Source organism: Streptosporangium sp. NBC_01755 (genome assembly GCF_035917995.1).
Taxonomy (GTDB): domain Bacteria; phylum Actinomycetota; class Actinomycetes; order Streptosporangiales; family Streptosporangiaceae; genus Streptosporangium.
Genome location: NZ_CP109131.1, coordinates 3727062 through 3749484, shown reverse-complemented (window position 1 = coordinate 3749484; position 22423 = coordinate 3727062). Strand labels below are relative to the sequence as shown.

Sequence of the window (22423 nt, the reverse complement as noted above, 5' to 3'; positions counted from 1 at the left end):
ACGGAGCCGAACAGCCCATACAGGAAGCTTTTTCATCGTGTACCTCGGGCCGAGGGGGAAAAGCCAACTCCCTCATTTTCCCCAACGCCACCTGCCGATACATAGTTTTACGCTGTGTGATGGGAAGAGGATTCAAACAAGCGGGACCCGTAGGCGCTCGCAACGCCGTACGGGTCCCTTGACCAGGAAGTGAGTCCTGATCCGTGAACAACTCTAGTGCGCCGATTCTCGATAGGGCCATGGCAGGCGTCTGCGATTGTTTCGCCGATGCGCCGCCGCTGCCGATGGGGTGCGCCGTCTGCGGGCACGCGCCCTACGCGCACGGTTGCCCCGATCGGCCCGCCGATCACGAGTACGCACAGCCGTCCGGTGCGTCAATGGCCATTCGCCTGCAGGCCTGTCGCACCGGGGATCGCTCCCTGCCCTGCTTCGAGCAGCCCGCCCCCGTGGCCCCAGTCGAGACGATCCCGCTGGTACCCGCGCAGCGCCGTCCCGAGCAGACCCCGGCCGCCGCACCCGCCATACCGGCGCCGTTGTCCCGGCGGGTGCCCTGCCGTCTTCGGCCGGCGATCCCGCCCAGAGCCGCCCTCACCAGACCACCCCGGTTCGGCAACGCGCGTCGCCTCGCGGCCCGCCCCAGGCGATCGGCCATCTGCGCCCCGCGCCGCGTGGCGGTCACCCCGTCTCCGTACCGGCCACCCGGCCCGTACGGCGTACCCCCGCACGTCCCTACCCGCTCCACAGAGCGGGCTCGTCCACCGCTGGAAACGTCCGGACGGGCCCTTGATCGGATCGAGGTCCAATCTATGACCGATGTTAGATCCACCACCCCTGGGCCTACCAGGCCCGAGTCGACGATCCCCGGCCGGCGGCTCATCCTCAGCGACGCCGGACGGCTGTGGGCCAGCCGGGCCGGGAGGGGGACAGCCCCCGGCCGGGCCGCCGAGCGCGGTGACGTCGACCAGATCGCGGCGAGCGCGTGCGACGCGCTGGGCAAGGGCCGCTTCGCGGCCGGGTTCGAACGCGGCGGGCCGAAACCCGACGAGGCCCGGTCGATCATCGACCGGGCCCCTGTGACCCCCTGCACCCCCGTGCGAGGAGACGCTCATCAGATTCAGAAGGCGTCGCCCCAGCGACCGCAGTCGTCGAATTTGTCGGTGCCCTCGCACACCCGGATCTTGAAGTCGTCGAAGCCGCTGCTGCCCTTGAACCCGCCGAACCGGTCGATGTCACTGTGACCACGGGTCTTGAAGACCTTGGTGTGCGAGCCGAACCGGTCGTGCCACTTGAACCACACGTAGCTGTAGGAGCGGTCGCGGTCACGGTCGAACAGGTCGCCGTAGAACCAGTAGCGGCCGCTCTCCTTGGTCCAGTAGCCCTTGTAGTAGGACCGGTGGCCGAAGTCCTCGCCCTGCCCGAAACCGGAGTAGTACGGGCCGAAGAAGTTCTTGCTGGAGGTCTGCGCCTGCTGCGTGGCGGTCGCGGTGGAGGCCGAGGCCATCGCCGCGGGGGCCACGGCCACACCGGCCAGCAGTGAACCGGCCAGGGCCGCTCCGGCAAGAAGTGCGCGTGTCGTGCTCATTTTCATGCTCCCGTGAGTGCGGTGTGGAGACGTTGTCGTTCGGACACCACAGACATTAGGAAGATGCGAAGAACCCTTCTGCGTACGAATCCACACTCATCCCCGAGGGTGCACTATTACACATTCCACCCTTTTCCTGATCACGCTCTCCAGCAACTGCCCGCTACCGGGCGAACGGCTGTGGCGACGTGTCTGGTTTGATCGCTTGTTGACAACGGACGGGCTGGTCGGCGACGGTGAACCCCTGCGAACGGGACCGTACCGGGAGTGGCGAAAGCTTGGACGAGGTCGGGGAAGAAAACGCGGCACTCGCGCCCAGGCAGGTCAGGACCCTTTTCGCGAAGGCGAACGGACAGCGTCGACCAGCGCATGCTCGACATCCTTCGCAGCAAGGCCAGGCTCTTCGACACCTACGCCCGCCGCAGTGAACTGGCGGAATCCACCCCCGACGCGATCGACATCTCCGAGCAGGCACTGGCCCGCCAGATCGTCGAGGAGGAGCAGCGGCGCCTTGCCGTAGGACCCGTGTCCGAAGTCGCGGCACCCGCGGCGGCGCTTCCGGAGTCATGATCCGCTGCGCGTCGGGGTCACGACTCACCGCGAGAGTCATAGGCGCGGCGGGCCGTCGCACCCGGCAGATCCGTCATCAGAGGGGCCGTATCTGATCGATCGCCTTCGCCGCGATCTCCACAATCACCTCGACCGTCGGCGCCGCCCAAGTCATGATCGCGTCATCGTGCATGCAGGGATCTCCATGGGGGCGCGCCGACGCGGGCAGGCGACGGTATCGATCATTACGGTGCCGGTGCGTGAAGATCCTCATGCTGACGGGCGCCGTGGCGTCCGCCCTCGCCCTGTCCCTGCCCGCACTCGCCACCACGGCACCGGCCGCGCTGCCTGAGCCGCCGTCCGTCACCATCGCCCGAGCCGAACTCGACCAGTTGAAGACGGCGGAGCCGCGCCCGATGGCAGGCTACTCCCGCGCCAGGTTCCCGCACTGGTCCGCTCAGGGCAGCGCCTGCAACACACGCGAGAAGGTCCTCGCCAGGGAGGGCTCGTACGTCCTCCAGGACGGTCAGTGCCGGCCCGTCTCCGGCACCTGGAGCTCGGCCTACGACGGGAAGACCATCTCTTCCGCGAGCCACGTCGACATCGACCACATGGTCCCCCTGGCCAACGCGTGGCGCTCCGGAGCAGGCGACTGGACGACGGCGAAACGAGGCGAGTTCGCGAACGACCTGAAGAACTCCCAGCTGATCGCCGTTTCCGCCGCGTCGAACAGGAGCAAGGGCGACCAGAGCCCCGACCTGTGGCGCCCGCCGCTGGTGAGTTACTGGTGCACCTACGCGCGCGCCTGGACCGATGTGAAGTTCGACTACGGCCTCACCGTGACCGAGGCCGAGCGGGCGGCCCTGAAGGAGATGCTCGACACCTGCGGCGCGGAATGAGCGAGCGGTACCGGTCCGAGGTGACCACCGGTCCCGGTGGCGTGATGACCGACGAGGTCGGAGTCGTCACCGGGGACCTCACCGTGGTCACCGAGGTGGCCGACGGCCAGGCCGCCGTCCGCGTGCAGTACACCGGCGCGGAGGAGCGGTACATCGCGACGGGCAGCCCGCTTCCCGTTTCGGCGGGCAACGGTGAGGGGATCCACGAGGCGGTGGTGGCGATGATCCGGCACGGCGCCCCCGAGGGCGTCGCCGGGGCGACCGGCTGATCCCGCAGCCTCTTCCAGCGCCAGATCATTCGTGGCGTCGCCCGCACAGGTCTGGCGGGGGAGCGACAGAGGGGACGGCGGGGGGAGTGAGTGAAGGCCGGCCCAGTCGTCTGCCGAGGCGCTGGGCCGGGGCCTCGATCAGCCGATGGGTCAGGTAGCAGAGCGGCAGCAGCACGAGGAAGAAGAACGGAAGGTTCGGGCTCACCCGCAGCAGGAGCGGATGGAGCAGGTAGAGGGAGAAGCTGATCACCCCGAGATGGGCGAGCCAGCGGGGAAACGACCTGTGCCGCAGCGCGAACGCGCCGCCGAAGAAAACGGCGGCCAGCAGGAGCGCGGGTGCCCAACCGGGATCGTCCTTGGCGAGGGCCCCGCAGGCCAGGACCGTCAGCACGGCGGCGATGGCGTCGGGCCATCGGATCGTCCCCTGCTCGGCGCGGTAGACGGCCGTACCGGCGAACATCATGGCCGGCACGGTCAGCCCCTGCCAGGCACCGATCCTGCTGCCCAGGACCACCAGCGCCAGGCCGAGGAGGCCGCCCGTCACCGCGGCGGCCGCGCGCGCCCCGCCGCGCGCGGTCGCCGACACCACGATGACCACGACGACCACGACACTGAGGAGCGCGGCGAGCAGGTCGGCGCGGCCACCGATGACCGGGCGGGGCAGCAGGAGTCCGAGGGGGACGGCCGACACCGCCAGGACGATCGCGACCGTCACCGACCGATGCGCCTGCCGCACGGTGAACAGCCCGACCGCCATCAGGTAGAACGCCATCTCGTAGGAGAGCGTCCACATCACGTCGATGACGGCGGGCACGCCGAGCAGCTCCTGCAGCATCGTCAGGTTCCCCAGCGCGACGAGCGGCGCCGGGCGCGTGCTCACGCCCGGGTGCAGGACGAACGCACCGGCGTACGCGAGCAGGAGCGCCAGACCGAGTGCGGCGAGCAGCAGGGGCAGGAGGCGGCAGGCCCGGCCGATCCAGAAGGCCCGCAGGTCGCCGCGCCGTTCCAGCGAGGCGGGGATGATATAGCCGCTGACCAGGAAGAACACGAAGACGCCCCAGGTGCCGACGTCGATCCTGCGGTCCACCTCGGCCCAGAGGTCCGGGATGAAGGTCCACCCGGAGTGGTGCAGCGTGACGGCCAGCGCGGCGGGTCCCCGCAGGGCGTCCAGCCAGGCCAGCCGGGAGGGAGTCGGGGCCATTCGCCCGACTTTAGGGGATGAATATTAGTTCTCGGGCGTCCCCCGGCCCTCGGCGCCATCGGATCGGGCGGGAATCCTCACCTTCGCGGGGGAGGCTTCGAGGGTGCCCGGCCGGTGAACCGCGAACCGGCGAATCCGGCCGTCCAGCCGGGGAGGACGTCACTGCTTGTGGCGATCCGGCGCGGGCACTCCCAGCAGCAGCTCGCGGACCGCGCTCCAGGTCCGGTGGAAAGCGGCCTCGACCTCGGGGGACCGGTCCCCGAGGATGCGGGCCCAGGCACCCCGGTCTCCGGGCAGGACGCTGGCACCGGCCCGCAGCCCGGTGCGCGCGAGCACCGCGTGCATCGTGTCGGCCACGACCTGCGCGGGCTCCGCGGCGGTGATGACGTACAGGGAGGACAGGAGTCCGAATCCGGCCATCACCGCGGGTCCGGTCACCGGCCGTTCCCCCGGCACCAGGCGGAGCGGGTCGGCGAAGAGCAGCCGTCCCCCGGTGTCGAGCACCTCGACGTCGCTGCAGTACGCCGCGTACGCGTGCCGCTCCCCCCGTGCCAGCCTGCCGGCCATCAGCGTCTCGCCCAGCACGACCGTCGCGTCCGCCGCGACGGTGACGCGGAGCCGCTGGTAGTACCGCGAGTCGACGAACGGGATCGTGGTGTCCGGCAGGTATTCCAGGTAGCCGCCCGGCCCCGCGACGAGGTTGACGAGCTGGGTGGCGTAGTCCTGTTCCATCCGGTAGAGCCGGGTGGCGGCCTGGGTGGTCAGGTGGACGGACGAGCCCGCACCGCAGGAGACGTCGATGCGGTAGCGGTCGCCCTGGAGAACGCCGCCACCGGACGACATGAACATGAGGTACGGCATGTCCGGGCGCTCGGGGTCGTAGTACAGCGGGCGGGCGATCTGCAGCGGTGTCTTCTGGTAGTGGCCGGTCAGCTCGGTCCGGCCGCCGACCCGCTCGAACGCCAGGTGCAGGATCCCGACCTTGCCGGGGCTGCCGACCGGCAGCATGTCCGGGTCGGCGGCATGGCGCGCCACCGAGCCCGGCAGCCACTCCGGCTGGTAGCGCTCCGGGGCCAGATGGTCGATCACCGCCCCGGAGTGCACACCGCCTCCAGCCGCGCCTCGATGAAGTCGGCGACCTCGGTGACACCGGTGCCGGCCAGGCAGTCGGTCAGCACGACCGGGCCGGTCCCGCGCACCATGCGCGCGTCCCGTTCCATCACCGACAGGTCGGTGCGCACGTACCGGGCGATGTCAATCTTGTTGATGACCAGCAGGTCGGAGTCCGTGGTGCCGGGGCCGCGCTTGCGCGGCATCTTCTCGCCCTCGGAGGTGTCCAGGACGAAGATGTAGACGTCGGCGAGCACCGGGCTGAAGGTGAGCGTCAGGTTGTCGCCGCCGCTCTCGAACAGCAGCATGTCGATGTCGGGGAACCGGTCGAGCAGTTCGGCCGCCGCCGCCAGGTTCATGGTCGGATCGTCGCGGACCGCGGTGTGCGGGCAGGACCCCGTCTCGACCCCGACGATCCGCTCGGGGTCCAGCACCCCGGCCAGCGTACGGCGGACGTGCTCGGCGTCCTCCTGCGTGTAGATGTCATTGGTGATCACGCCGGGGCTGTGCCCCCTGGCTGCCAGGATGGGGACCAGCATCTCGATCAGGGCTGTCTTGCCGGATCCGACGGGCCCCCCGATACCGACCTTGAACACCTTCCGCAGTTCCATCTCGGGTCCCTTCAGGTGATGAACAGACGGGCCGCCGCCCGCTCGTGCGCGGCTGAAACCGTGTCGGCGACGGGTACCGAGCCGTTCAGGTCCCTGGGGTCCTCGGCGCCGAGCGCCGCCCGCGCGACCCGGGCGAGATCCGGCCGGACCTCGCCCAGGATCTGCTGGGCCCGACGGAAGTCGGTGCGGCCCAGCCGCACCGCCGCCGCCGTCCAGCCTGCGGCGAAGGCGTAAAGGTCACCGGCCACCGCGTGGGCGACGGGCACGCCCATGCCCGCGTGGATCGCGCCGACCACGACCGCGTGGTTGCCCGGCGTGGCCTTCTCCGCCACCAGGGCCGCCAGCCGGGCGGCCTCCGGCGAGGCGAACGCCCATACCGCCGTGTCCAGGACCTGCCGGCCGGTCCTGGCCGAGGCGGAGCGCTGCTCGCGGTTGAGTTTGATCGCGTGCAGCCGCCGGTCGACCTCGACCAGCCGGTCCCAGTCGCCCGCCCCGACGGCGCGGTGCGCCAGCACCAGGGCCGTCGCGTCCCCCGGCCCCACCGAGTTGTACAGCAGATCGGTCAGCAGGCCACGCAGGTCCGCCGATCCGGCCGCCCCGATCTGGACGTACCCCTCCAGCCCGTGCGAGAGCGTGTACAGCCCGCTCGGGAAACCGGAGTCGGTGAGCTGGAGCTGGGCGAGCAGCGGGTCCAGGTCCTTCGTGTCCTGCGCGAGGCTCATCAGACGAAGTACAGCCGGTTCAGCGGCAGCTTGCCGGCCGGCTCGATGCTGACCGTCTTGCCGTTCACCGAGACCTTGTAGGTCTCCGGATCGACCATGATGTCGGCCAGCGTCGAGTTGCGCAGCATGTGGCGCTTGTCGACGGTCCGGCACTGGCGCACCCCCCGGATGAGCCGCTCCAGGCCGAGCTTCTCGGGCACGCCCTCGTTGATCCCGGCCTGCGACATGAAGGTGACGCAGGTCTCCTTCAGCGCGGTGCCGAAGGCGCCGTACATGGGCCGGTAGTAGACCGGCTGCGGCGTCGGCAGGGACGCGTTCGGATCGCCCATCTGGGCCCAGCCGATCATGCCGCCCTTGACGACCATGAAGGGCTTGGCCCCGAAGGAGTGCACCTGCCAGAGCACGATGTCGGCCAGTTTCCCGTCCTCCAGCGAGCCGATCGTGTCCGCCATCCCGCAGGTACGGGCCGGGTTGATGGTCAGCTTTGCCAGGTAGCGCAGCACCCGGAAGTTGTCGTTGCGGGAGGAGTCCTCCGGCAGCGCCCCCCGCTTGTCCTTGCAGTGGTGCGCGATCTGGAAGGCACGGGTGAACGACTCGCCCACCCGGCCCATCGCCTGCGAGTCCGAGCCGATCATGCTGATGATGCCCAGGTCGTGCAGGACCGTCTCGGCGGAGATGGTCTCGGCACGGACCCGGCTCTCGGCGAACGCCACATCCTCGGGGACGTCGTAGCTGAGGTGGTGGCAGACCATCGTCATGTCCAGCAGCTCGTCCACCGAGTTGACGGTGTAGGGCAGCGTCGGGTTCGTGGAGGCCGGCAGCACGTTGGGCTCCCCGGTCACCCGCAGGATGTCGGGGGCGTGCCCGCCACCGGCGCCCTCGGAGTGGTAGGTGTGGATCGCGCGGCCGTTGATCGCGCTGATGGTGTCCTCGACGAACCCGGCCTCGTTCAGCGTGTCGGTGTGGATGGTTATCTGGATGTCGTACTCGTCGGCGACGGACAGCGAGCAGTCGATGACGGCGGGCGTGCTCCCCCAGTCCTCGTGCACCTTCAGCCCGCAGGCGCCCGCCCGGATCTGCTCCTCCAGGGAACCCGGCAGGCTGCTGTTCCCCTTTCCGTACACCCCGACGTTGATCGGGATGCCCTCGTACGCCTGCAGGATGCGGGCGATGTTCCACGGCCCCGGGGTGCAGGTGGTGCCGCGGGTGCCGTCGGCGGGACCGGTCCCCCCGCCGACCAGGGTGGTGATCCCGTTGCTCAGCGCGTTCTGCGCCTGCTGCGGGGAGACGAAGTGGACGTGGGTGTCGATCGCGCCGGCGGTGGCGATGAGGTTCTCGCCGGAGATCACCTCGGTGCCCGCGCCGATGACGAGCCGCCGGTCGACCCCGTTCTGGGTGTGCGGGTTGCCCGCCTTGCCGATCCCGGCGATCCTGCCGTCCTTGATACCGATGTCGCCCTTGACGATGCCCAGCATCGGGTCGATGACCACCGCGTTGGTGATCACCACGTCCAGGGCGACCGTGAGGTTCCGCGAGGCCGGATCGGCCGACATCCCGTCGCGGGCCGTCTTGCCTCCCCCGTACTGGGCCTCGTCCCCGTAGTGCCCCTCGGTGTGGTCCTTCTCCACCTCGACGACGAGGTTGGTGTCCCCGAGGCGGATCCGGTCGCCCACCGTCGGGCCGTACATGCTCGCGTACTGTTTACGACTGATCGTGGTCATCGGGATTCAGCCCTTCTTCGCGGAGCCTGAGGAGCCGTTCTTCTTTGACGAGGCGGCCGCGGCCCCGCCCGGCTCGTCGAGATAGCCGCGTTCGCGCATTCTTTTCAGCGCCTCGCGGTGCGCCTCACGTGAACGGACACTTCCGTTGAGCAGCCCGCCGAAACCGTAGATCCGCAGGCCCCCGCCGTACTCGACCAGTTTCACCTCTTTGGTGTCTCCGGGTTCGAACCGGACGGCGGTGCCGGCCGGAATGTCCAGGCGCTTGCCGAACGCCTTGTCGCGATCGAATCTCAGCGCCCGGTTGGCCTCGAAGAAATGGAAGTGCGAGCCGACCTGAACGGCCCGGTCACCGGTGTTGTGCACGGTCAGCTTCGCCCTGGGCTGACCGGCGTTCAGCTCGATCTGTCCCTCGCCGTAGATGTAGACGTCGTCATCCGACATGTGATGTCGCCCCCTTTTAGGTTCGCCGCCGCCCGGAAGCCCTGGTGATGGTCGTCGTGGTCGTGGTGATGTCCGGGCGCCACGGCCGGCAGCCCGTCGTCACCGTGCCGGGCCCACCGCCGTTCCGCCTCGGCCACCCGTTCGTGGATCAGCGTGGTGAGCGCGGCCCGCCCCAGCAGCGGCCCGGCGGTGCGGGCGCCGGCTCGTACCGGCGCGGGAACGAACGAGGCGGGCACCAGTACGAAGTCGTCGGCGCCCAGCCTGCGGCAGCGTTCCAGGCCCTCGTCCACGTCCGGCTCGCCGCCCATCAGGGCGACCTCCACCCAGCGCACCTGCTTGTACTGCCACACCAGCCGTGCCACCCTGAACAGTTCCGCGTCCGGCCCGGGCCCGGCGGCGGGCGCCACCAGCAGCATCGCCTGCCGCGATGACCCGCCGCGCGACGCCTGGCCCACCGCGGACCTGATCCAGCCGACCAGGTGCTCGGTCGTGCCCAGCGGTCTGGCCAGCAGCAGGTCTCCGGGGGCGCGGGCGCGCGCCGCCCAGCTCAGGGTCTGCGCGGCGACGGCAGCCGGCCCCGGATCCCGGCCGAGCGTCATCGGCACCGTCACGGCCCGCGCGTGGTCCTGGAGGGCGGCGTGCAGGCCGCAGGCGTCGAGACCGCCGGATCCGGCCGGGCTCTCGTGCCCGCCGAGCAGCAGGACCGCGCGTTCCCCCGGCATCACTTCCCACCGACGGGATCATGACAGGAGACCAGCTTGGTACCGTCGTCGAAGGTGGCCTCGACCTGCATCAGCTTCAGCATCCCGCGCACGCCGGGCAGCACGTCGTCGGGCCCGACCACCTGTTTGCCCAGTTCCATGCACTCGGCGACCGTCTTGCCGTCCCGCGCCGCCTCCACGATCGCTGAGCTGATCAGCGCCACCGTCTCGCCGTAGTTCAGCTTCAGGCCGCGCTTGCGGCGCTGTTCGGCCATCTGGGCGACGAGGAAGATGAGCAGCTTGTCCATCTCGCGTGGTGTCAGATTCATCGGGATCCTTTCTCCGCACGGCTACCCGGCGCGCTGAATTTTCTTGAACATCGGGATGGCCGCCAGAAACACCCAGGACACGAGCACGAACGGCCAGGTGAGGGTGTGTCCGCCGGTTACCGCGAACAGGTTTCCGATACCGGCGGTCAGGGCCGCCGCGGACACCACGCCGATCACCGCGTAGACCGCACTCACCCGGTTCACCAGGACGAACGTGCCCCACAGCGCGAGCCCGGTCAGCACGGCGTTGTAGCCGTACAGGCCGGCCCCGAGGTCCGCGGCCTGCGCGCCCAGCACCCAGCCGGTGAGCAGGCCGACCAGGCTGGAGGCGAGCGCCACCATCCCGGTCACCCAGCCGGCCACGAACAGTCCGATCAGGAAGATCAGGCCGACGTACCACTGGTTCTGGAAGAACACCTGACCGACGCCACTGAGCGTGCCCTGCCAGAGGTCGTGCCAGGTCACCGCGGTTTCGGGAGCGGTGGCCGTCGGTGGGGCCGAGCGCGCGTGCTCCGCCCAGATCCGTCTGAAGGACGGGCCGCCGATCACCATCACACTGGTGATCACGCAGAAGGGCGCGGTGAAGGTCGGCAGGTTGTACGGGGTGAGCAGCACGTTCAGCGCCGAGGTGAGCACGCTTCCGGCGATCGCACCGGCGATGACCAGGACCACGGTCATCCACCGGGCTTCCAGGTAGAGCACCAGGCTGACACCGATCAGCGTGCCGCAGAAGCCCTCCAGCCCCACCGAGACCCGGTCCCAGGTGACACCGAGCAGGTGCGCGGTGACCGTGGCGACGACCGTTCCCAGCAGGCCGAAGGCGCCGAACCGCCAGCCGCCGGCGAACAACGCGACGATGAAAATCAGGCCCGTCCAGTAGTTGGGCTGTAAATCGACCTGCGCGACTCCACGGGGAATCGTCAACAGGTATTCAAGTGCGCGCCGCCCTGCGGCAGGGTGCCCGCCTCCGGGTGCGTCCGACGGCGAAGACGCCGATGCCATGAACGTCGCCCTTCCCGTCGCCGGTGTGTGTCCTGCCCATGAACGGCCGTCAAAAATGAATACGCGGTGTGGGCACACAGCACTACTTTCCATGTACCGAACCGGCGAAAATCCGCCAAGGCCAGCATTTGGTCAAATATCGAAGGCTCTGCGGTTAACCCCCTACTTGGACGCCAACCATGTGAGCTAGGGCATCTCCGTCGGCAGGCGTGAACGGAGCCGAAGGAGCAAACAAGACGAAGGGGCCCATGATGTCGGCCGGACTGAACACCTGGATATCAAGCGGACTGAACACCGGTGATTCAGCCTGGATGCTGACGAGCACCGCGATGGTGCTTCTCATGACTCCAGGGCTGGCCTTCTTTTATGGCGGCATGGTCCGTTCCAAGAATCTGCTGACAACGCTTTACATGAGCTTCATCTCGATCAGCCTGGTGACCATCGTCTGGTTCTGCTACGGATACGGGCTGGCCTTCGGAAAGGACCTCGGCGGCGCCGGGATCATCGGCTGGAGCAATTTCCGGTTCGCGAACATCACCCCCGAGACGCTGCACCAGCAGATCCCCACGTACGTCTTCGCGCTGTTCCAGTTGACCTTCGCCATCATCACGGTCGCGCTGATCAGCGGCTCGGTCGCGGGACGGACCCGGTTCGGCCCGTGGATGCTCTTCGGCGTCCTGTGGATGACCCTGGTCTACGCGCCGGTCGCCCACTGGGTGTTCTCCGACTCCGGCTGGCTCAAGACCTGGGGCGTGCTGGACTTCGCCGGCGGGCTGGTCGTCGAGTTGAACTCGGGCATCTCGGGGCTGGCCCTGGCACTGGTGCTGGGACCGGGTCTCGCCTTCCGGCGCAAGGACGCCCCTCGGCCCGAGAACATTCCCATGGTCCTGCTGGGCCTGGCCCTGCTCTGGTTCGGCTGGTTCGGGTTCAACGCGGGCTCCGCGCTGACCGACGGCCCGCTGGCCGCCAGGGCGTTCCTCAGCACGATGATCGCGGGCTGCGCGGGGATGCTGACCTGGCGGCTGGTGGAGTGGATCCGCTTCCGGCACCTGACCAGGATGGGCTCGGCCAACGGCGCCCTGGCCGGCCTGGTGGCCATCACCCCGTCCTGCGGGTTCGTCAACGTCGAGGGCGCGCTCGTCGTCGGCATCGTCGCCGCCCTCGTGTGCACGTACGCGGTCGAGATGAAACTGGTCCTCGGCTACGACGACACGCTGGACGTGACCGGCCTCCACGGGGCCGGCGGCATCACCGGCATCCTGCTGCTCGGGTTCTTCGCCACCGGCGAGCTCGTCGGAGCCCCCGGCCTCTTCTACGGCGGGTCGGCCGCGCTGCTGGGCAAGCAGGTGGTCGGCGTCCTGGCCGTCGGCCTGTACAGCTTCGTCGTCACGTTCATCATCGGAAGGGTGGTCGACGGGCTGTTCCGGATGCGGGCGACCGAGGAGGAGCAGCGCGTCGGCTCGGACGCCGGCTTTGCCGAGGGATGAGGCCGAACGCCGGCCTTGCCGAGGGATGAAGGCGCGACGCTGATCGGACTGGCACTGCTCATCCACCGCGACCGGGTGCAGCCCCGGTCTGCCTGCTGCCCTTCCGAATCAACATATAGCCGACACTGATGGCTCTTCCAGAGAAGGATGCGACCTTTCATGCCATGCGTTACTTATGGCCGAATTTAAGTGTCACGTCATAAGCCGATTTGAGTGTCACGCCCGACAGTTGGGCCGCCCGAATTGACATGATATTTCCGGCGAAAATGTTTAGCGCCCAGAATCACTACCTAATTCTTCGCAAGCCATCCGACTTGCTTATGGTCGCTTTGCCGTCAGCAGGAATGGTCGGTGCGAGCATCACCAGAGAGGCAGAACCGATCATGATATCTGGGGGAAAAATGCTTCGAAAACTGATTCTGGCGCTGGCCCTGGTCACACTGACCGGATCACCAGTCGCCACGACCGCGGCCTGGGCGGACAGAGCGTCCACCGCCCCGGCGGCGCAGGCTGCCGCCGCCGCGCCGGCCGCGCAGGCGGCGGGTAAATGCGATCCCGGATCGCCGTGCGCGGCGGTCAACTGCGGTCCCGGCCGCGTCTGCGTGCCCTCGCCCAAGCAGTGCTTCACCACACCGTGCCCGCAGTACGACTGCGTGCCCATAGGCAGCACGGTCGGTCAGCCGTCCTACCCGGGCTGGCGGCCTCCCTACCCGGGCTGGCGACCCCCGTACCCGGGCTGGCGGCCCCCGTACCCGGTCGGCTACCCGATCCCGCAGTACCCGGGCTGGCGACCCCCGTACCCGGGTTGGCGGCCCCCGTACCCGGGTTGGCGGCCCCCGTACCCGAACTCGTACCCGGTCCCGCCGTGGCGGCCTCCGTACCCGCCGCAGTGGCCTCCCTACCCGCCCCGCTGACGTGCGGCGAACCGCTTAGGGAGACACTCCTGCCGGCAGGCTCCTCGCCTTGACGACGGCGAACACCTCGCGAGCCATGGGCCGCGGCAGTTCGTCCACGCCGTACGGGATGGAGTCGAGCAGGCGGGCACCCGAGTCGCGAATATGAGAAGCCCAGGTCATCGACTGGTGGCCTGGGCCTTGCCCGGTCAGGTTCCAGGGTGAGCCGACGGCCCACACGTCAGCGTGACGGAGGTGCCTCAACCGATTCCGGCGCCCTGGCCTCCGTCGACCGGCGGTGACCGCGGTTCCGCCAGACGGGGATCAAGTCAGGCGACACGACCTGACGGCGCATTGGCGAACGGGCCGGCGCCGGTCGCGCCTCACACGGTGATGACGACCTTGCCACGCGCGTGGCCCTTTTCCAGGTAACGGATCGCCTCGGGTACCTCGCCCAGCGGGTACGTCCTGTCGATGACCGGCGTGACCTTACCCTCCTCGATCATCTCCCTCAACGACCGAAGGTCCTCCTCGCGCGGCATCGAGAAGAGCCCACGCAGCCGCTGCCCCACGAACGGTGCGAGCATGAGCGCCCGGAGCTGGCGATCGTTGCCTCCGATCCACCGCCCTCCCCGCTCGCCTCCCACGATGACGAGGGTTCCCCGAGGGGTGAGGGCGCGCCGCAGGTGTGACAACGGGCGGTTTCCGGCGGTGTCGAGGATGAGGTCGTAGTGGCGTGCCCGGTCCGCGAAGTCGTCGCGGGTGTAGTCGATGACGTCGTCGGCGCCGATCGATCGGACCAGGTCCGCCTTCGTCGTGCCGCACACGCCGGTGACCTCCGCGCCGAACGCCTTGGCCAGCTGCACCGCGAACGTCCCCACGCCTCCCCCCGCACCGATGATCAGGACCTTCTGCCCCGGCTGCACCCTTCCCGCGTCGCGAAGACTCTCCAGGGCGGTGCAGGCGGAGACGGGGACGGCCGCCGCCTGCTCGAAGGTGAGGTTCGCCGGCTTCGGCGCGAACCTGTCCTGCCGGGCGGAGGCGTACTCGGCGAAGGCTCCGTCGCAGGTGCCGAACACCTCGTCACCCGGTTTGAACCGGGTCACGTTCCCGCCGACCGCCTCGACGTGCCCCGCGACGTCCATGCCCCGAACGCGGACCTTGGGCCTGCGGAAACCGAAGCCCATGACCCGCGCCAGGTACGGCAGGCCCGTCATGAGATGCCAGACCCCCGGATCGACGGCGGCCGCGCGCACCCGTACGAGCAGGTCGTCGTCCCCCATCACCGGCCTGTCGATCTCCCTGAGTTCCAGGACATCGGGTGAGCCGTACGTGTCCTGGACGATGGCCTTCACCGTGTCTCTCCCTCACTGTCGGCGTACTGGAAGACGTCGTCGAGCGAGACGTCGAACACCCGGGCGATCTGAAAGGCCATCTCCAGCGAGGGTGAGTAGCGGGCCTGCTCGATGGCGATGACGGTCTGGCGGGTCACGCCGATGCGCTCTGCCAGCTCCGCCTGCGTCATCTCCCCGTGCGCGAACCGGAGGGCACGGATCGTGTTGGTGACCCTGGTCGGCTTCACCATGGCCAGAAGCCCTTGCGGTAGGCGAAGATCTTCGCCGTGGATCCGAGGACCGCCGACAGGACGAACGCCAGGTAGATGGTGTTGGCGATCCAGAAATGGTCCAGCTCGGCCAGCGACATGCCGAGCGCCGCCACCCCGCCCACGACGACGAACGACTGGCCGGCGTATTCGCCGAACCTGTAGATCTCCCGGTCACGCTGGTCCTTCTTGCCGGCGTCCTCGGGTGAGGCGATCGCGACCGCGACGTGGAGCACGATCGACGCCGCGATCGCGGCGCCGACGCTCCACAGCAGCGTCGACACGTACGGCACCTCGGTGAGGGGGACGCCGTCTGCTCGCCCGAGAACGATGACGAGGTAGGCCGCGTACGCGCACACCGCGACCACCCCCATGATCCACGCACTCTTCTCTTCGGATGACATGCCACGAATGTAAGGCAAAGCCGACACCATGTCTAGTTTTCTTAACATTCGCCCGCGTCGGGCATCCCGATGAGGTCACCTACCGCAGAGCCGCCCAACGGCGGCATGGAGCCGCGCGTCGACGCTTGTCCACCACCCGGTCGAAACGCGGTGGGCGGACCCTCCCCGGCGGAAACGGACGGCCTGCGGGAGAGCGGACGGCCTGCGGGAGAGCGGACGGCCTGCGGGGGAAGCGGACGATCAGCGGTTGCGGCTCGCCAGGAAACGGCGCCACTGCGGTGAGGTCCGGGCGAGCAGGCGCAGGGAGGCCGGGACCGTGGGCCGCGGGTCGTTACCTCCGAGACGGAGGGTGGTCAGCGCGGTGAGGTCCGGGAGCCATTCGGGGACCTCCGCCAGCCGGTTGCCGCGCAGGTCGAGCTCGGTCAGCGCGGTGAGGTTCCGTAGTGGCTCGGGAAGCTCGGTCAGCCGGTTGCCGCGCAGATCGAGACTGGTCAGACCGGTGAGGTTGCCCAGCAACCCGGGGATTTCGGCCAGTTCGTTGTCCCACAGGTAGAGCCAGGGGACACCAGTGAGGTTACCGATCGACTTCGGCAGGCTCGTCAGCCGGTTGTCCCACAGCGAGATCCTGGTGAGCGCGGTGAGGTCGCCCAGCCACTCGGGAAGCTCGGTCAGCTCGTTGAAGGTCAGGTCGAGCTCGCGTAGATGCGTCAGGTCTCTCATCCGCTCGGGCAACTCCGTCAGCTTCAGCCCGCTCAGGCTGAGCGTGGGCGCCCCTTCCCGCCCGCACTTGTTGATCCGGGTCAGGGCAGCTTTCGGACCGTTCTTGACCACCATTGAGAGATCCCCTTTCCGAGATGACCGGTGTGACCAAGGTGACCAAGGTGACCTGAGTGACCAAGGTGACCTGAGTGACCAGGGTGACCTGAGTGACCGAGGTGACCTGAGTGACCGAGGTGACCTGGGCGGCTCACCGGCGAGAAGCCTAGGGACCGGCACTTGTGGACGGCTTGTGCCCGGTCAGGGGTGGCCTGTTCCTTCTGGATCACCCGCCGCTCGGGTGGCACGGGCGCCCAGCGCGCGGAGGTACACCAACCGAACGGCTCCGCGAGCTGCTCGACGCCGGGCGCGGAGGCGACGCCGTACCTCTGTTCATGACGAACGTCGGCGTATCGGACGGTCACCTGAACGGGGGAGAGGCTCCCTCGCCCTCGCCGGCCTGTCCTCGGCCGCGGGAACCCCGGCGTTCGCCGCCGGGGCGGGGCACTCCGCCGTCGTGTGCCGTCGTGTGCCGTCGTGTGCCGTCGTGTGCCGTCGTGTGCCGTCGTGTGCCGTCGTGGGGAGACACCGAGCGCAGGCAGGGAAATCGGGGTGGCCCCCCAAGGCATCCCCCGTGAGCATATCGGCCCGCCCTAAAAGGGCCCAAATTTCCGGCCAGGCCGGAAAGCGCGATATTTATCGACTTTTTGTTATAAATCGAGGGCTTGATCAGCCCGGCGGGTAGCCGACCACCCATGATGTGGAATGGTCCAAAATCCCGTGACCTCCCACTTCACCAATCAGGCCACTTGTCGTAATTTTCCCACTTCTCTATCTCAAATCCCCGCCATAAAGTTCCACCGTGTCCCAACATATCGAGTGTCACCACAACCGGATCTACGAGATTACAGGCCTCGACGTCGTACCCCTGCCCGGAGAGGTCGACGCCGCGCAGGTGACCGCGAAGATCAACGCCGGCTACCTCAAGGGCAAGCTGGTCAAGGTCACCGGACCCGGAGTGCGGCCCGCGCTCACGGAAGCCGAGACGAGAGCGCTGACGTGGCAGCTCGCGGCGCTGGCGACCGGCCGCGACCTGCGACTCAAGCAGTACCGGCTGCTCGTGCCCCTCGACCCCGAAGGCTCCCTCGGGCAGGTGATCCTCAGCTTCGACCAGAACTACAACGCGGAGGCCACGCTCGTCGGCCGCGGCCTGCCCGTCAACGGTCCGGCTCTCGCCGGCAACCTCGGAGTGCTGAAGAAACAGCTCGTCGACACCTACCACCTCAGCGCGATCACCGGCGAATGGACCGTTCCCGACCTGACCAAAATCCACCACGCGCTGGCCCTCGTCCCCGCGGCGGACCGCGTGGCGCTGTACGGCCTTGAGCTGGCACGTGTCACCCAGCTGGCGGCCAAGGCCGACGACACCGTGGGCGGCCACATCCAGGCCAGGCTCACCGAGATCCTCAGCCCGTACTCGGGATCCTGGGGCAGGCTCACCGTGACGGACGTCACCTTCATCGACGACGAAAAGGGCTTCTATGGCGGAACCGCCGGCGCGCCCGCCCGGCCGCCGAGCCTCCAGGTCATCCTGCACGAGGTCGGCCACGCCCTCGACTCCCTGAACCGCAGGACCCTGTCCCGCCGGACCGCGGAGAAGGCCCTGACCGGCATCGGCGAAGGCGCCGGGGTGGGCACGCCCGCGCCACTGCCGCAGGACAGGATCGACCACGCCGTCGAACGGAAGATCATGAGCACCGCCCCGTGGCGGGAACTCGCGGTGCTGGCCTTCGACACAGTGGACGCGACGCAGAAGAGGACCGCCCAGGCCGACGCCCTGGCCGCCTCCTGCACGGCCAAGGGCGGGGCACTGGCCGACCTGGCTCAACTGCTGAAGTCCGGGCAGCAGAACAACGCCATCCAGCTGTACAAGCAGATCGAGCAGGAGTTCAACACCCTCAACACCGCCTACGACGCGATCGTGGCGCTCCTCAGGGCGCAGGGCCAGGGCGCCAAGGTGCCGCCCACCGAGTTCACGAACATCATCGGCAAGCTGCCACCGCAACCGGCCAATGTGATCTGGGCGGACCTGCACAACGAGATCATCAGGTTCTGCGGCATCCAGGCCGACGTCGCCCTGTGGCGCAGGAAGTTCATGGACGGCAAGGAATTCTTCACCGACCGTGGGAGCAAGTTCGTCGGCGCCGTCAACGAGGGCCAGATCTCACTGGGCCTGACGACCTACTCACACGCCACGCAGGACCCCACCGAGCTGTACACGGAGGCGTACGCGATCTGGATCCTGGACCCCGAGGAGATCAGGAAGCACAGCGCCGCCCTCTTCACCTACTTCGACACGGCGCAGTACCGCCTCCCCTGACCACTCTCACCTGGCCGCGCCGACCTCTCCTTCCACCGTCTTTAGAAATCATGATCGGGGTGCTCCGAGGCGGTGTGGGAGCAGCATGCGGGTCGCGGCGCGGCCGGCATGGTCTTCGCCCGGCGTACGCGACCGGTCCAGGCGGGGCGGGGATGTGACCAGCTCATCGCGCGACTCGCTAGCCTATGGCGCGATGAACCGTTTAACGACGTCGAGAGGTGAGTTCGACCTCACCCGCTTCCCCGAGGATCCCCGCGACCCGCTTCGCGCCTGGGACGCCGCCGACGAATATCTACTGCGGTACCTCGACGGAATCGACGGCGGCCCCACGGACCTGTCGGGCACCGTGGTCGTGCTGGGCGACCGGTGGGGTGCTCTGGTCACCGCGCTCGCCGATCACCGTCCCGTGCAGATCACCGACTCCTTCCTCGGCCGGCGGGCGACCCTGGCGAACATGGAGCGCAACGGGGTCACCGGGTACTCCGGGGACTCCAGAGATGCCGGGGACTCCAGAGATGCCAGGGACGCCGGGGACACAGTGCGGCTCCGTACGACCAGGGACGCACCCGTCGACCGGATCGACGTGCTGCTCATCCGAGTGCCCAAGAGCCTCGCACTCCTTGAGGACCAGCTGCACCGCCTTGCACCGCACCTACACTCCGGCACGGTGGTCGTCGGCGCCGGGATGGTCACCGAGATCCACACCTCGACGCTACACCTGTTCGAACGGATCCTTGGGCCGACCAGGACGTCGCTGGCGGCGAAGAAGGCACGGCTCATCTTCTGCGCACCGGACCCCGGGCTTCCCCGGAGCGACAACCCGTGGCCGCGAAGCTACCCGCTGCCCGCCGGTGTCGGAGCCGTCTCGGGGCTGACCGTCACCAACCACGCGGGCATCTTCTGCGCCGACCGCCTGGACGTCGGCACCCGCTTCTTCCTGAAGAATCTGCCGCAGCGCCGTGGGCGCGAACATGTCGTGGACCTGGGCTGCGGCAACGGGGTGGTCGGGCTCGCCGCCGCACTGGGCAACAGCGAAGCCCAGGTGACGTTCATCGACGAGTCCTATCAGGCGCTGGCCTCGGCGGAGGCCACCTTCCGGGCGAACGTGGCGGCGGGCACCACTGCGGAATTCCTGGCGACCGACGGCCTGTCAGGCGTACCCGCCGGGACGGTGGACCTGGTGCTGAACAACCCGCCGTTCCACACACACCGCGCGACGACCGACGCGACGGCCTGGCGCATGTTCAACGGCTCCCGCGCCGCGCTGCGCCGCGGCGGCGAGCTGTGGGTGGTCGGCAACCGGCACCTCGGCTACCACGCGAAGCTGCGCCGGCTCTTCGGCAACTGCGAGGTCGCCGCGAGCGACCCCAAATTCGTCGTCCTGCGAGCCGTCAAGCGCTGACCGCACACCCACCGTCCCAGGGGAATGCTGACCGCACACGGGCCAGCCTCGCCTGACCGTCCCCGGTGAAACGCACCGCGACCACGTGCGGCGAGCCGTCGGGACGCGAGGTGGTCAGGGTGGCCACGTGCGGCTCAGCGAGGAAATACTCGACCGACATGCTCACCGGAAGGCTGCGGCGCTGCGCTCGGCCCAGGCGGCGAAGGTGCCCGGCGCCCGGCCCAGGACGCGTTCGACGTCGGGGCTCACCCGCTGCTCGCCCTCGGTCGGTTCGCCCAGGATGGCCAGGGTGCCCTCGACCACGGGCAGCGGCATGAACCGCGCCATCAGCTCAAGGGTCTCGTGGACGCGTGGGTCGGTCAGCGCGACACCACGGCCCGCTACGGCTGTCCCACGGGCACCCTTGCCGTCGAACTCGACAAGCGAACCGAGAGTGGCCTCGACCTCGCGGCGGGCCATGTCATCCGCCGGCTGCTGGACTGGGTGGAACAGCAGTACCGCCAGATGGGCGTGGCCGACCCCGAGGGCCTCACGCTGACGCTCGTCGGCGCCTACCAGGGCATGTCCCTGCTCTCCAATGCTCTGCGCGACCCGGAGATCATGACCCGAGAGGGAGCCCGCCTCGTTCGCGAGCTCGACAGCCTGGACAGCCTGGCGTGACACGCGCCGCCCCAAGGCCGAACTCCGTGTCAGTGTCCGCTGGTGTAGCGGCCGGCGAGTTCGGCGCCGATCCGCGCCAGTTCGGCCTGGACGGAGTGCGGTTCGACCACCTCGATCATCGCGCCCCAGCCGGCCAGGTGCCGAGCAATGTCCAACGGGGTCGGTGCGGCGAGGCGGACCCGGACACGCCCGTGGTCGAGCTCGCCGTCGATGTGGCAGTGCCGTCCGAAGTGCGTTCGCAGTACCGGCACGAACCTGGCCTCGATGAGCACGGTGGCCCAGGTGCGTGAACGCCGCCGCTCCACCTCACCGACGACCTGTCGCCACGCGGTGGCGAGCGTGAAGTCGTCCGGGCGCTCGGCGGGCTGGTCGGTCGGCTCGGCTCCGATGACTCGGTCAACTCGGAAGGTTCGCCGCCCTCGTTCGGTCCCGGCGAGCAGGTACCAGATGTCGTCCTTGTCGACCAGGCCCCACGGGTCGACCAGCCGTTCGGTCCGCTCCCGGGCGCTGTCGGTGTAGGTCAGACGGACCTTTCGCCTGCGGATCACGGCGGTCTGCAGCAGATCGACCATCTCTGGCCGGTGGCGATCACGCTCGCCCCACCGGGTGGGGTCGATCATCGTGGCGTCGGCGGCGGCCTCGGCCTCGGCACGGAAGGTCTGTGGCAGCGCCCGCACGAGCTTGCGCAGCGCCGCCCTGGCCTCACCCGAGACGGCCGCGGCCGGGCCGACGAGCAGGAACAGTGCCTGCGCCTCGATCGCCGACAGGCCGCTGAGATCGGTGCGGGCACCACCGACGAGCGACCAGCCGCCGCCGCGTCCCGGCTGCGGGTACACCGGGATGCCGGCCGCGGACAGCGCCTCCAGATCGCGGCGAGCGGTGGCGACGGACACCTCCAGCTCGTCGGCCAGCTCGGCGGCGGTCACCCGGCCACGGGCCTGCATGAGCAGGAGGGCTGCGACGAGGCGATCAGCGCGCATGTCCCCCGGTTTCTCCAACAAAGTAGTCAGTTGGTGAGCACTTTAGGGGCGGAAAATGGTCACTGTCACCGACCGGAAGAAGGGATCTCCGATGTTGCGAGGACTGGCCACCGTCAGCTTCTGGGCCGACGACCTGGAGGCCGCCAAGGAGTGGTACGTCGAACTGCTGGACGTAGAGCCGTACTTCGAGCGTCCGGGTAACGGGCAGCCGGCCGCCTACTACGAGTTCAGGATCGGCGACTACCAGGCCGAACTCGGCCTCATCGGCCGGCGGTACGCCCCGCCGAGCGCGCCCGCCGCCCCCGGGGGCGCGATCATCCACTGGCACGTCGACGACGTGCGGGCCGCCCTGGACCGGCTGCTGTCCCTGGGGGCCATGCCGCACACGCCGCTCACCGAGTACGGCCCCGGTTTCGTCACCGCGTCCGTGGTCGACCCGTTCGGCAACGTGCTGGGCATCATGTACAACCGGCACTACCTGGAGGTCCTGGGCCGATGATGCACTTCGCGGACGCCGCCCAGTGGGAGTCGTGGCCAACCCGCAGGCCGCCGCCCGCTTCAAGGCACTCGACAAGACCGGCCGCCACCTGCTGATCCTGCCGCTGCTGAAGACCAGGACCCCGGCCGGCCGCGCGGCCCGCCTGCAGAAGACGATCTCCGGCTTGCTGAAGTGAGAAAGCCGCCGATACTCGCCGCGTTGTGGAAGGTGTTTCAGGGACCG

The 22423-nt window shown here is 68.8% G+C and carries 28 protein-coding genes; 10 read left to right on the top strand and 18 right to left on the bottom strand.

The annotated features are described in order from the left end of the window. Positions 1–1114 precede the first annotated feature (1114 nt). Entirely contained in the window at positions 1115–1582 is a 468-nt protein-coding gene (locus tag OG884_RS17635; protein ID WP_326646443.1) for a hypothetical protein, read from the bottom strand. Between the two features lie 369 nt (positions 1583–1951). Between OG884_RS17635 and OG884_RS17630 the strand changes: the two genes are divergently transcribed. The 3 genes from OG884_RS17630 (at position 1952) to OG884_RS17620 (ending at position 3299) form a co-directional block, all read left to right on the top strand. Next, a complete protein-coding gene (locus tag OG884_RS17630; RefSeq protein WP_326646442.1) occupies positions 1952–2152 on the top strand; it encodes a hypothetical protein in 201 nt (66 codons plus the stop codon). A 239-nt stretch (positions 2153–2391) separates the two neighbouring features. Continuing rightward, positions 2392–3030 carry an HNH endonuclease family protein gene (locus OG884_RS17625; protein ID WP_326646441.1) on the top strand — a complete coding sequence of 213 codons (639 nt, stop codon included), beginning with the start codon at positions 2392–2394 and terminating at the stop codon, positions 3028–3030. Further along, positions 3027–3299, top strand: a complete 273-nt coding sequence (locus tag OG884_RS17620; RefSeq protein ID WP_326646440.1) for a hypothetical protein — start codon at positions 3027–3029, stop codon at positions 3297–3299. Before OG884_RS17625 ends, OG884_RS17620 begins: the two co-directional genes overlap by 4 nt. 25 nt (positions 3300–3324) lie before the next feature. Here the strand turns inward: OG884_RS17620 and OG884_RS17615 are convergent, their stop codons facing one another. The 9 genes from OG884_RS17615 to OG884_RS17575 form a co-directional block, all read right to left on the bottom strand. Continuing rightward, positions 3325–4500, bottom strand: a complete 1176-nt coding sequence (locus OG884_RS17615; protein WP_326646439.1) for an acyltransferase family protein — start codon at positions 4498–4500, stop codon at positions 3325–3327. A 159-nt stretch (positions 4501–4659) separates the two neighbouring features. Then, complete coding sequence (locus tag OG884_RS17610; RefSeq protein ID WP_326646438.1) at positions 4660–5589, bottom strand: urease accessory protein UreD; 930 nt, start codon at positions 5587–5589, stop codon at positions 4660–4662. After that, positions 5586–6221, bottom strand: a complete 636-nt coding sequence (gene ureG / locus OG884_RS17605; protein WP_326646437.1) for an urease accessory protein UreG — start codon at positions 6219–6221, stop codon at positions 5586–5588. Before ureG ends, OG884_RS17610 begins: the two co-directional genes overlap by 4 nt. An 11-nt stretch (positions 6222–6232) precedes the next feature. Continuing rightward, positions 6233–6943, bottom strand: a complete 711-nt coding sequence (locus OG884_RS17600; protein WP_326646436.1) for an urease accessory protein UreF — start codon at positions 6941–6943, stop codon at positions 6233–6235. Next, on the bottom strand, positions 6943–8664 hold the full coding sequence (ureC, locus tag OG884_RS17595; protein ID WP_326646434.1) for an urease subunit alpha: 1722 nt from the start codon (positions 8662–8664) through the stop codon (positions 6943–6945). The genes OG884_RS17600 and ureC overlap by 1 nt, the downstream gene beginning before the upstream one ends. A 6-nt stretch (positions 8665–8670) precedes the next feature. Next, positions 8671–9105 carry an urease subunit beta gene (locus OG884_RS17590; protein ID WP_326646433.1) on the bottom strand — a complete coding sequence of 145 codons (435 nt, stop codon included), beginning with the start codon at positions 9103–9105 and terminating at the stop codon, positions 8671–8673. Then, positions 9057–9827: a sirohydrochlorin chelatase gene (locus OG884_RS17585; RefSeq protein WP_326646432.1), complete on the bottom strand. Its 771-nt coding sequence runs from the start codon at positions 9825–9827 to the stop codon at positions 9057–9059. Before OG884_RS17585 ends, OG884_RS17590 begins: the two co-directional genes overlap by 49 nt. Next, a complete protein-coding gene (locus OG884_RS17580; protein WP_326646431.1) occupies positions 9827–10135 on the bottom strand; it encodes an urease subunit gamma in 309 nt (102 codons plus the stop codon). Before OG884_RS17580 ends, OG884_RS17585 begins: the two co-directional genes overlap by 1 nt. A 21-nt stretch (positions 10136–10156) precedes the next feature. Further along, a complete protein-coding gene (locus OG884_RS17575) occupies positions 10157–11059 on the bottom strand; it encodes an urea transporter (protein ID WP_326646430.1) in 903 nt (300 codons plus the stop codon). A 389-nt stretch (positions 11060–11448) separates the two neighbouring features. On the opposite strand from OG884_RS17575, the gene OG884_RS17570 reads away from it, so the two are divergent. Together OG884_RS17570 and OG884_RS17565 are read left to right on the top strand one after the other, a co-directional pair. Further along, positions 11449–12624 carry an ammonium transporter gene (locus OG884_RS17570; protein ID WP_326646429.1) on the top strand — a complete coding sequence of 392 codons (1176 nt, stop codon included), beginning with the start codon at positions 11449–11451 and terminating at the stop codon, positions 12622–12624. 401 nt (positions 12625–13025) lie between these two features. Next, positions 13026–13538, top strand: a complete 513-nt coding sequence (locus OG884_RS17565) for a hypothetical protein (protein ID WP_326646428.1) — start codon at positions 13026–13028, stop codon at positions 13536–13538. A 15-nt stretch (positions 13539–13553) separates the two neighbouring features. Here the strand turns inward: OG884_RS17565 and OG884_RS17560 are convergent, their stop codons facing one another. From OG884_RS17560 to OG884_RS17540, 5 genes are all read right to left on the bottom strand, one after another. After that, positions 13554–13700, bottom strand: a complete 147-nt coding sequence (locus tag OG884_RS17560) for a hypothetical protein (protein WP_326646427.1) — start codon at positions 13698–13700, stop codon at positions 13554–13556. Positions 13701–13900: 200 nt separating this feature from the next. Continuing rightward, on the bottom strand, positions 13901–14872 hold the full coding sequence (locus tag OG884_RS17555) for an NAD(P)-dependent alcohol dehydrogenase (RefSeq protein WP_326646425.1): 972 nt from the start codon (positions 14870–14872) through the stop codon (positions 13901–13903). Continuing rightward, complete coding sequence (locus OG884_RS17550) at positions 14869–15102, bottom strand: helix-turn-helix transcriptional regulator (protein ID WP_326646424.1); 234 nt, start codon at positions 15100–15102, stop codon at positions 14869–14871. Before OG884_RS17550 ends, OG884_RS17555 begins: the two co-directional genes overlap by 4 nt. Continuing rightward, a complete protein-coding gene (locus OG884_RS17545) occupies positions 15096–15524 on the bottom strand; it encodes a hypothetical protein (protein WP_326646423.1) in 429 nt (142 codons plus the stop codon). The genes OG884_RS17550 and OG884_RS17545 overlap by 7 nt, the downstream gene beginning before the upstream one ends. A 240-nt stretch (positions 15525–15764) precedes the next feature. Next, positions 15765–16358 (bottom strand): leucine-rich repeat domain-containing protein, encoded by a 594-nt coding sequence (locus OG884_RS17540; protein ID WP_326646421.1) that lies wholly within the window; start codon positions 16356–16358, stop codon positions 15765–15767. A gap of 784 nt (positions 16359–17142) precedes the next feature. Between OG884_RS17540 and OG884_RS17535 the strand changes: the two genes are divergently transcribed. Both OG884_RS17535 and OG884_RS17530 read left to right on the top strand, forming a co-directional pair. Continuing rightward, a complete protein-coding gene (locus OG884_RS17535; RefSeq protein ID WP_326646420.1) occupies positions 17143–18660 on the top strand; it encodes a hypothetical protein in 1518 nt (505 codons plus the stop codon). A gap of 193 nt (positions 18661–18853) precedes the next feature. Beyond that, a complete protein-coding gene (locus OG884_RS17530) occupies positions 18854–20062 on the top strand; it encodes a methyltransferase (protein WP_326646419.1) in 1209 nt (402 codons plus the stop codon). Here OG884_RS17530 and OG884_RS17525 read toward each other — a convergent pair. Together OG884_RS17525 and OG884_RS17520 are read right to left on the bottom strand one after the other, a co-directional pair. After that, on the bottom strand, positions 20052–20222 hold the full coding sequence (locus tag OG884_RS17525) for a pyridoxamine 5'-phosphate oxidase family protein (protein WP_326646418.1): 171 nt from the start codon (positions 20220–20222) through the stop codon (positions 20052–20054). The genes OG884_RS17530 and OG884_RS17525 overlap by 11 nt on opposite strands. Positions 20223–20224: 2 nt before the next feature. Then, the gene (locus tag OG884_RS17520; RefSeq protein ID WP_326646417.1) at positions 20225–20389 is read right to left on the bottom strand and encodes a hypothetical protein; all 165 of its coding nucleotides are present in this window, start codon (positions 20387–20389) and stop codon (positions 20225–20227) included. A 15-nt stretch (positions 20390–20404) separates the two neighbouring features. On the opposite strand from OG884_RS17520, the gene OG884_RS17515 reads away from it, so the two are divergent. Next, entirely contained in the window at positions 20405–20722 is a 318-nt protein-coding gene (locus OG884_RS17515; protein WP_326646416.1) for a hypothetical protein, read from the top strand. A gap of 29 nt (positions 20723–20751) precedes the next feature. Here OG884_RS17515 and OG884_RS17510 read toward each other — a convergent pair whose 3' ends face one another. Then, a complete protein-coding gene (locus tag OG884_RS17510) occupies positions 20752–21702 on the bottom strand; it encodes a helix-turn-helix transcriptional regulator (protein ID WP_326646415.1) in 951 nt (316 codons plus the stop codon). A 91-nt stretch (positions 21703–21793) separates the two neighbouring features. Here OG884_RS17510 and OG884_RS17505 point away from each other — a divergent pair, with 91 nt between their 5' ends. Next, the gene (locus OG884_RS17505) at positions 21794–22201 is read left to right on the top strand and encodes a VOC family protein (RefSeq protein WP_326646414.1); all 408 of its coding nucleotides are present in this window, start codon (positions 21794–21796) and stop codon (positions 22199–22201) included. A 31-nt stretch (positions 22202–22232) separates the two neighbouring features. Next, positions 22233–22376, top strand: a complete 144-nt coding sequence (locus tag OG884_RS17500) for a YdeI/OmpD-associated family protein (protein ID WP_326646413.1) — start codon at positions 22233–22235, stop codon at positions 22374–22376. The last annotated feature ends 47 nt before the right edge of the window (positions 22377–22423 follow it).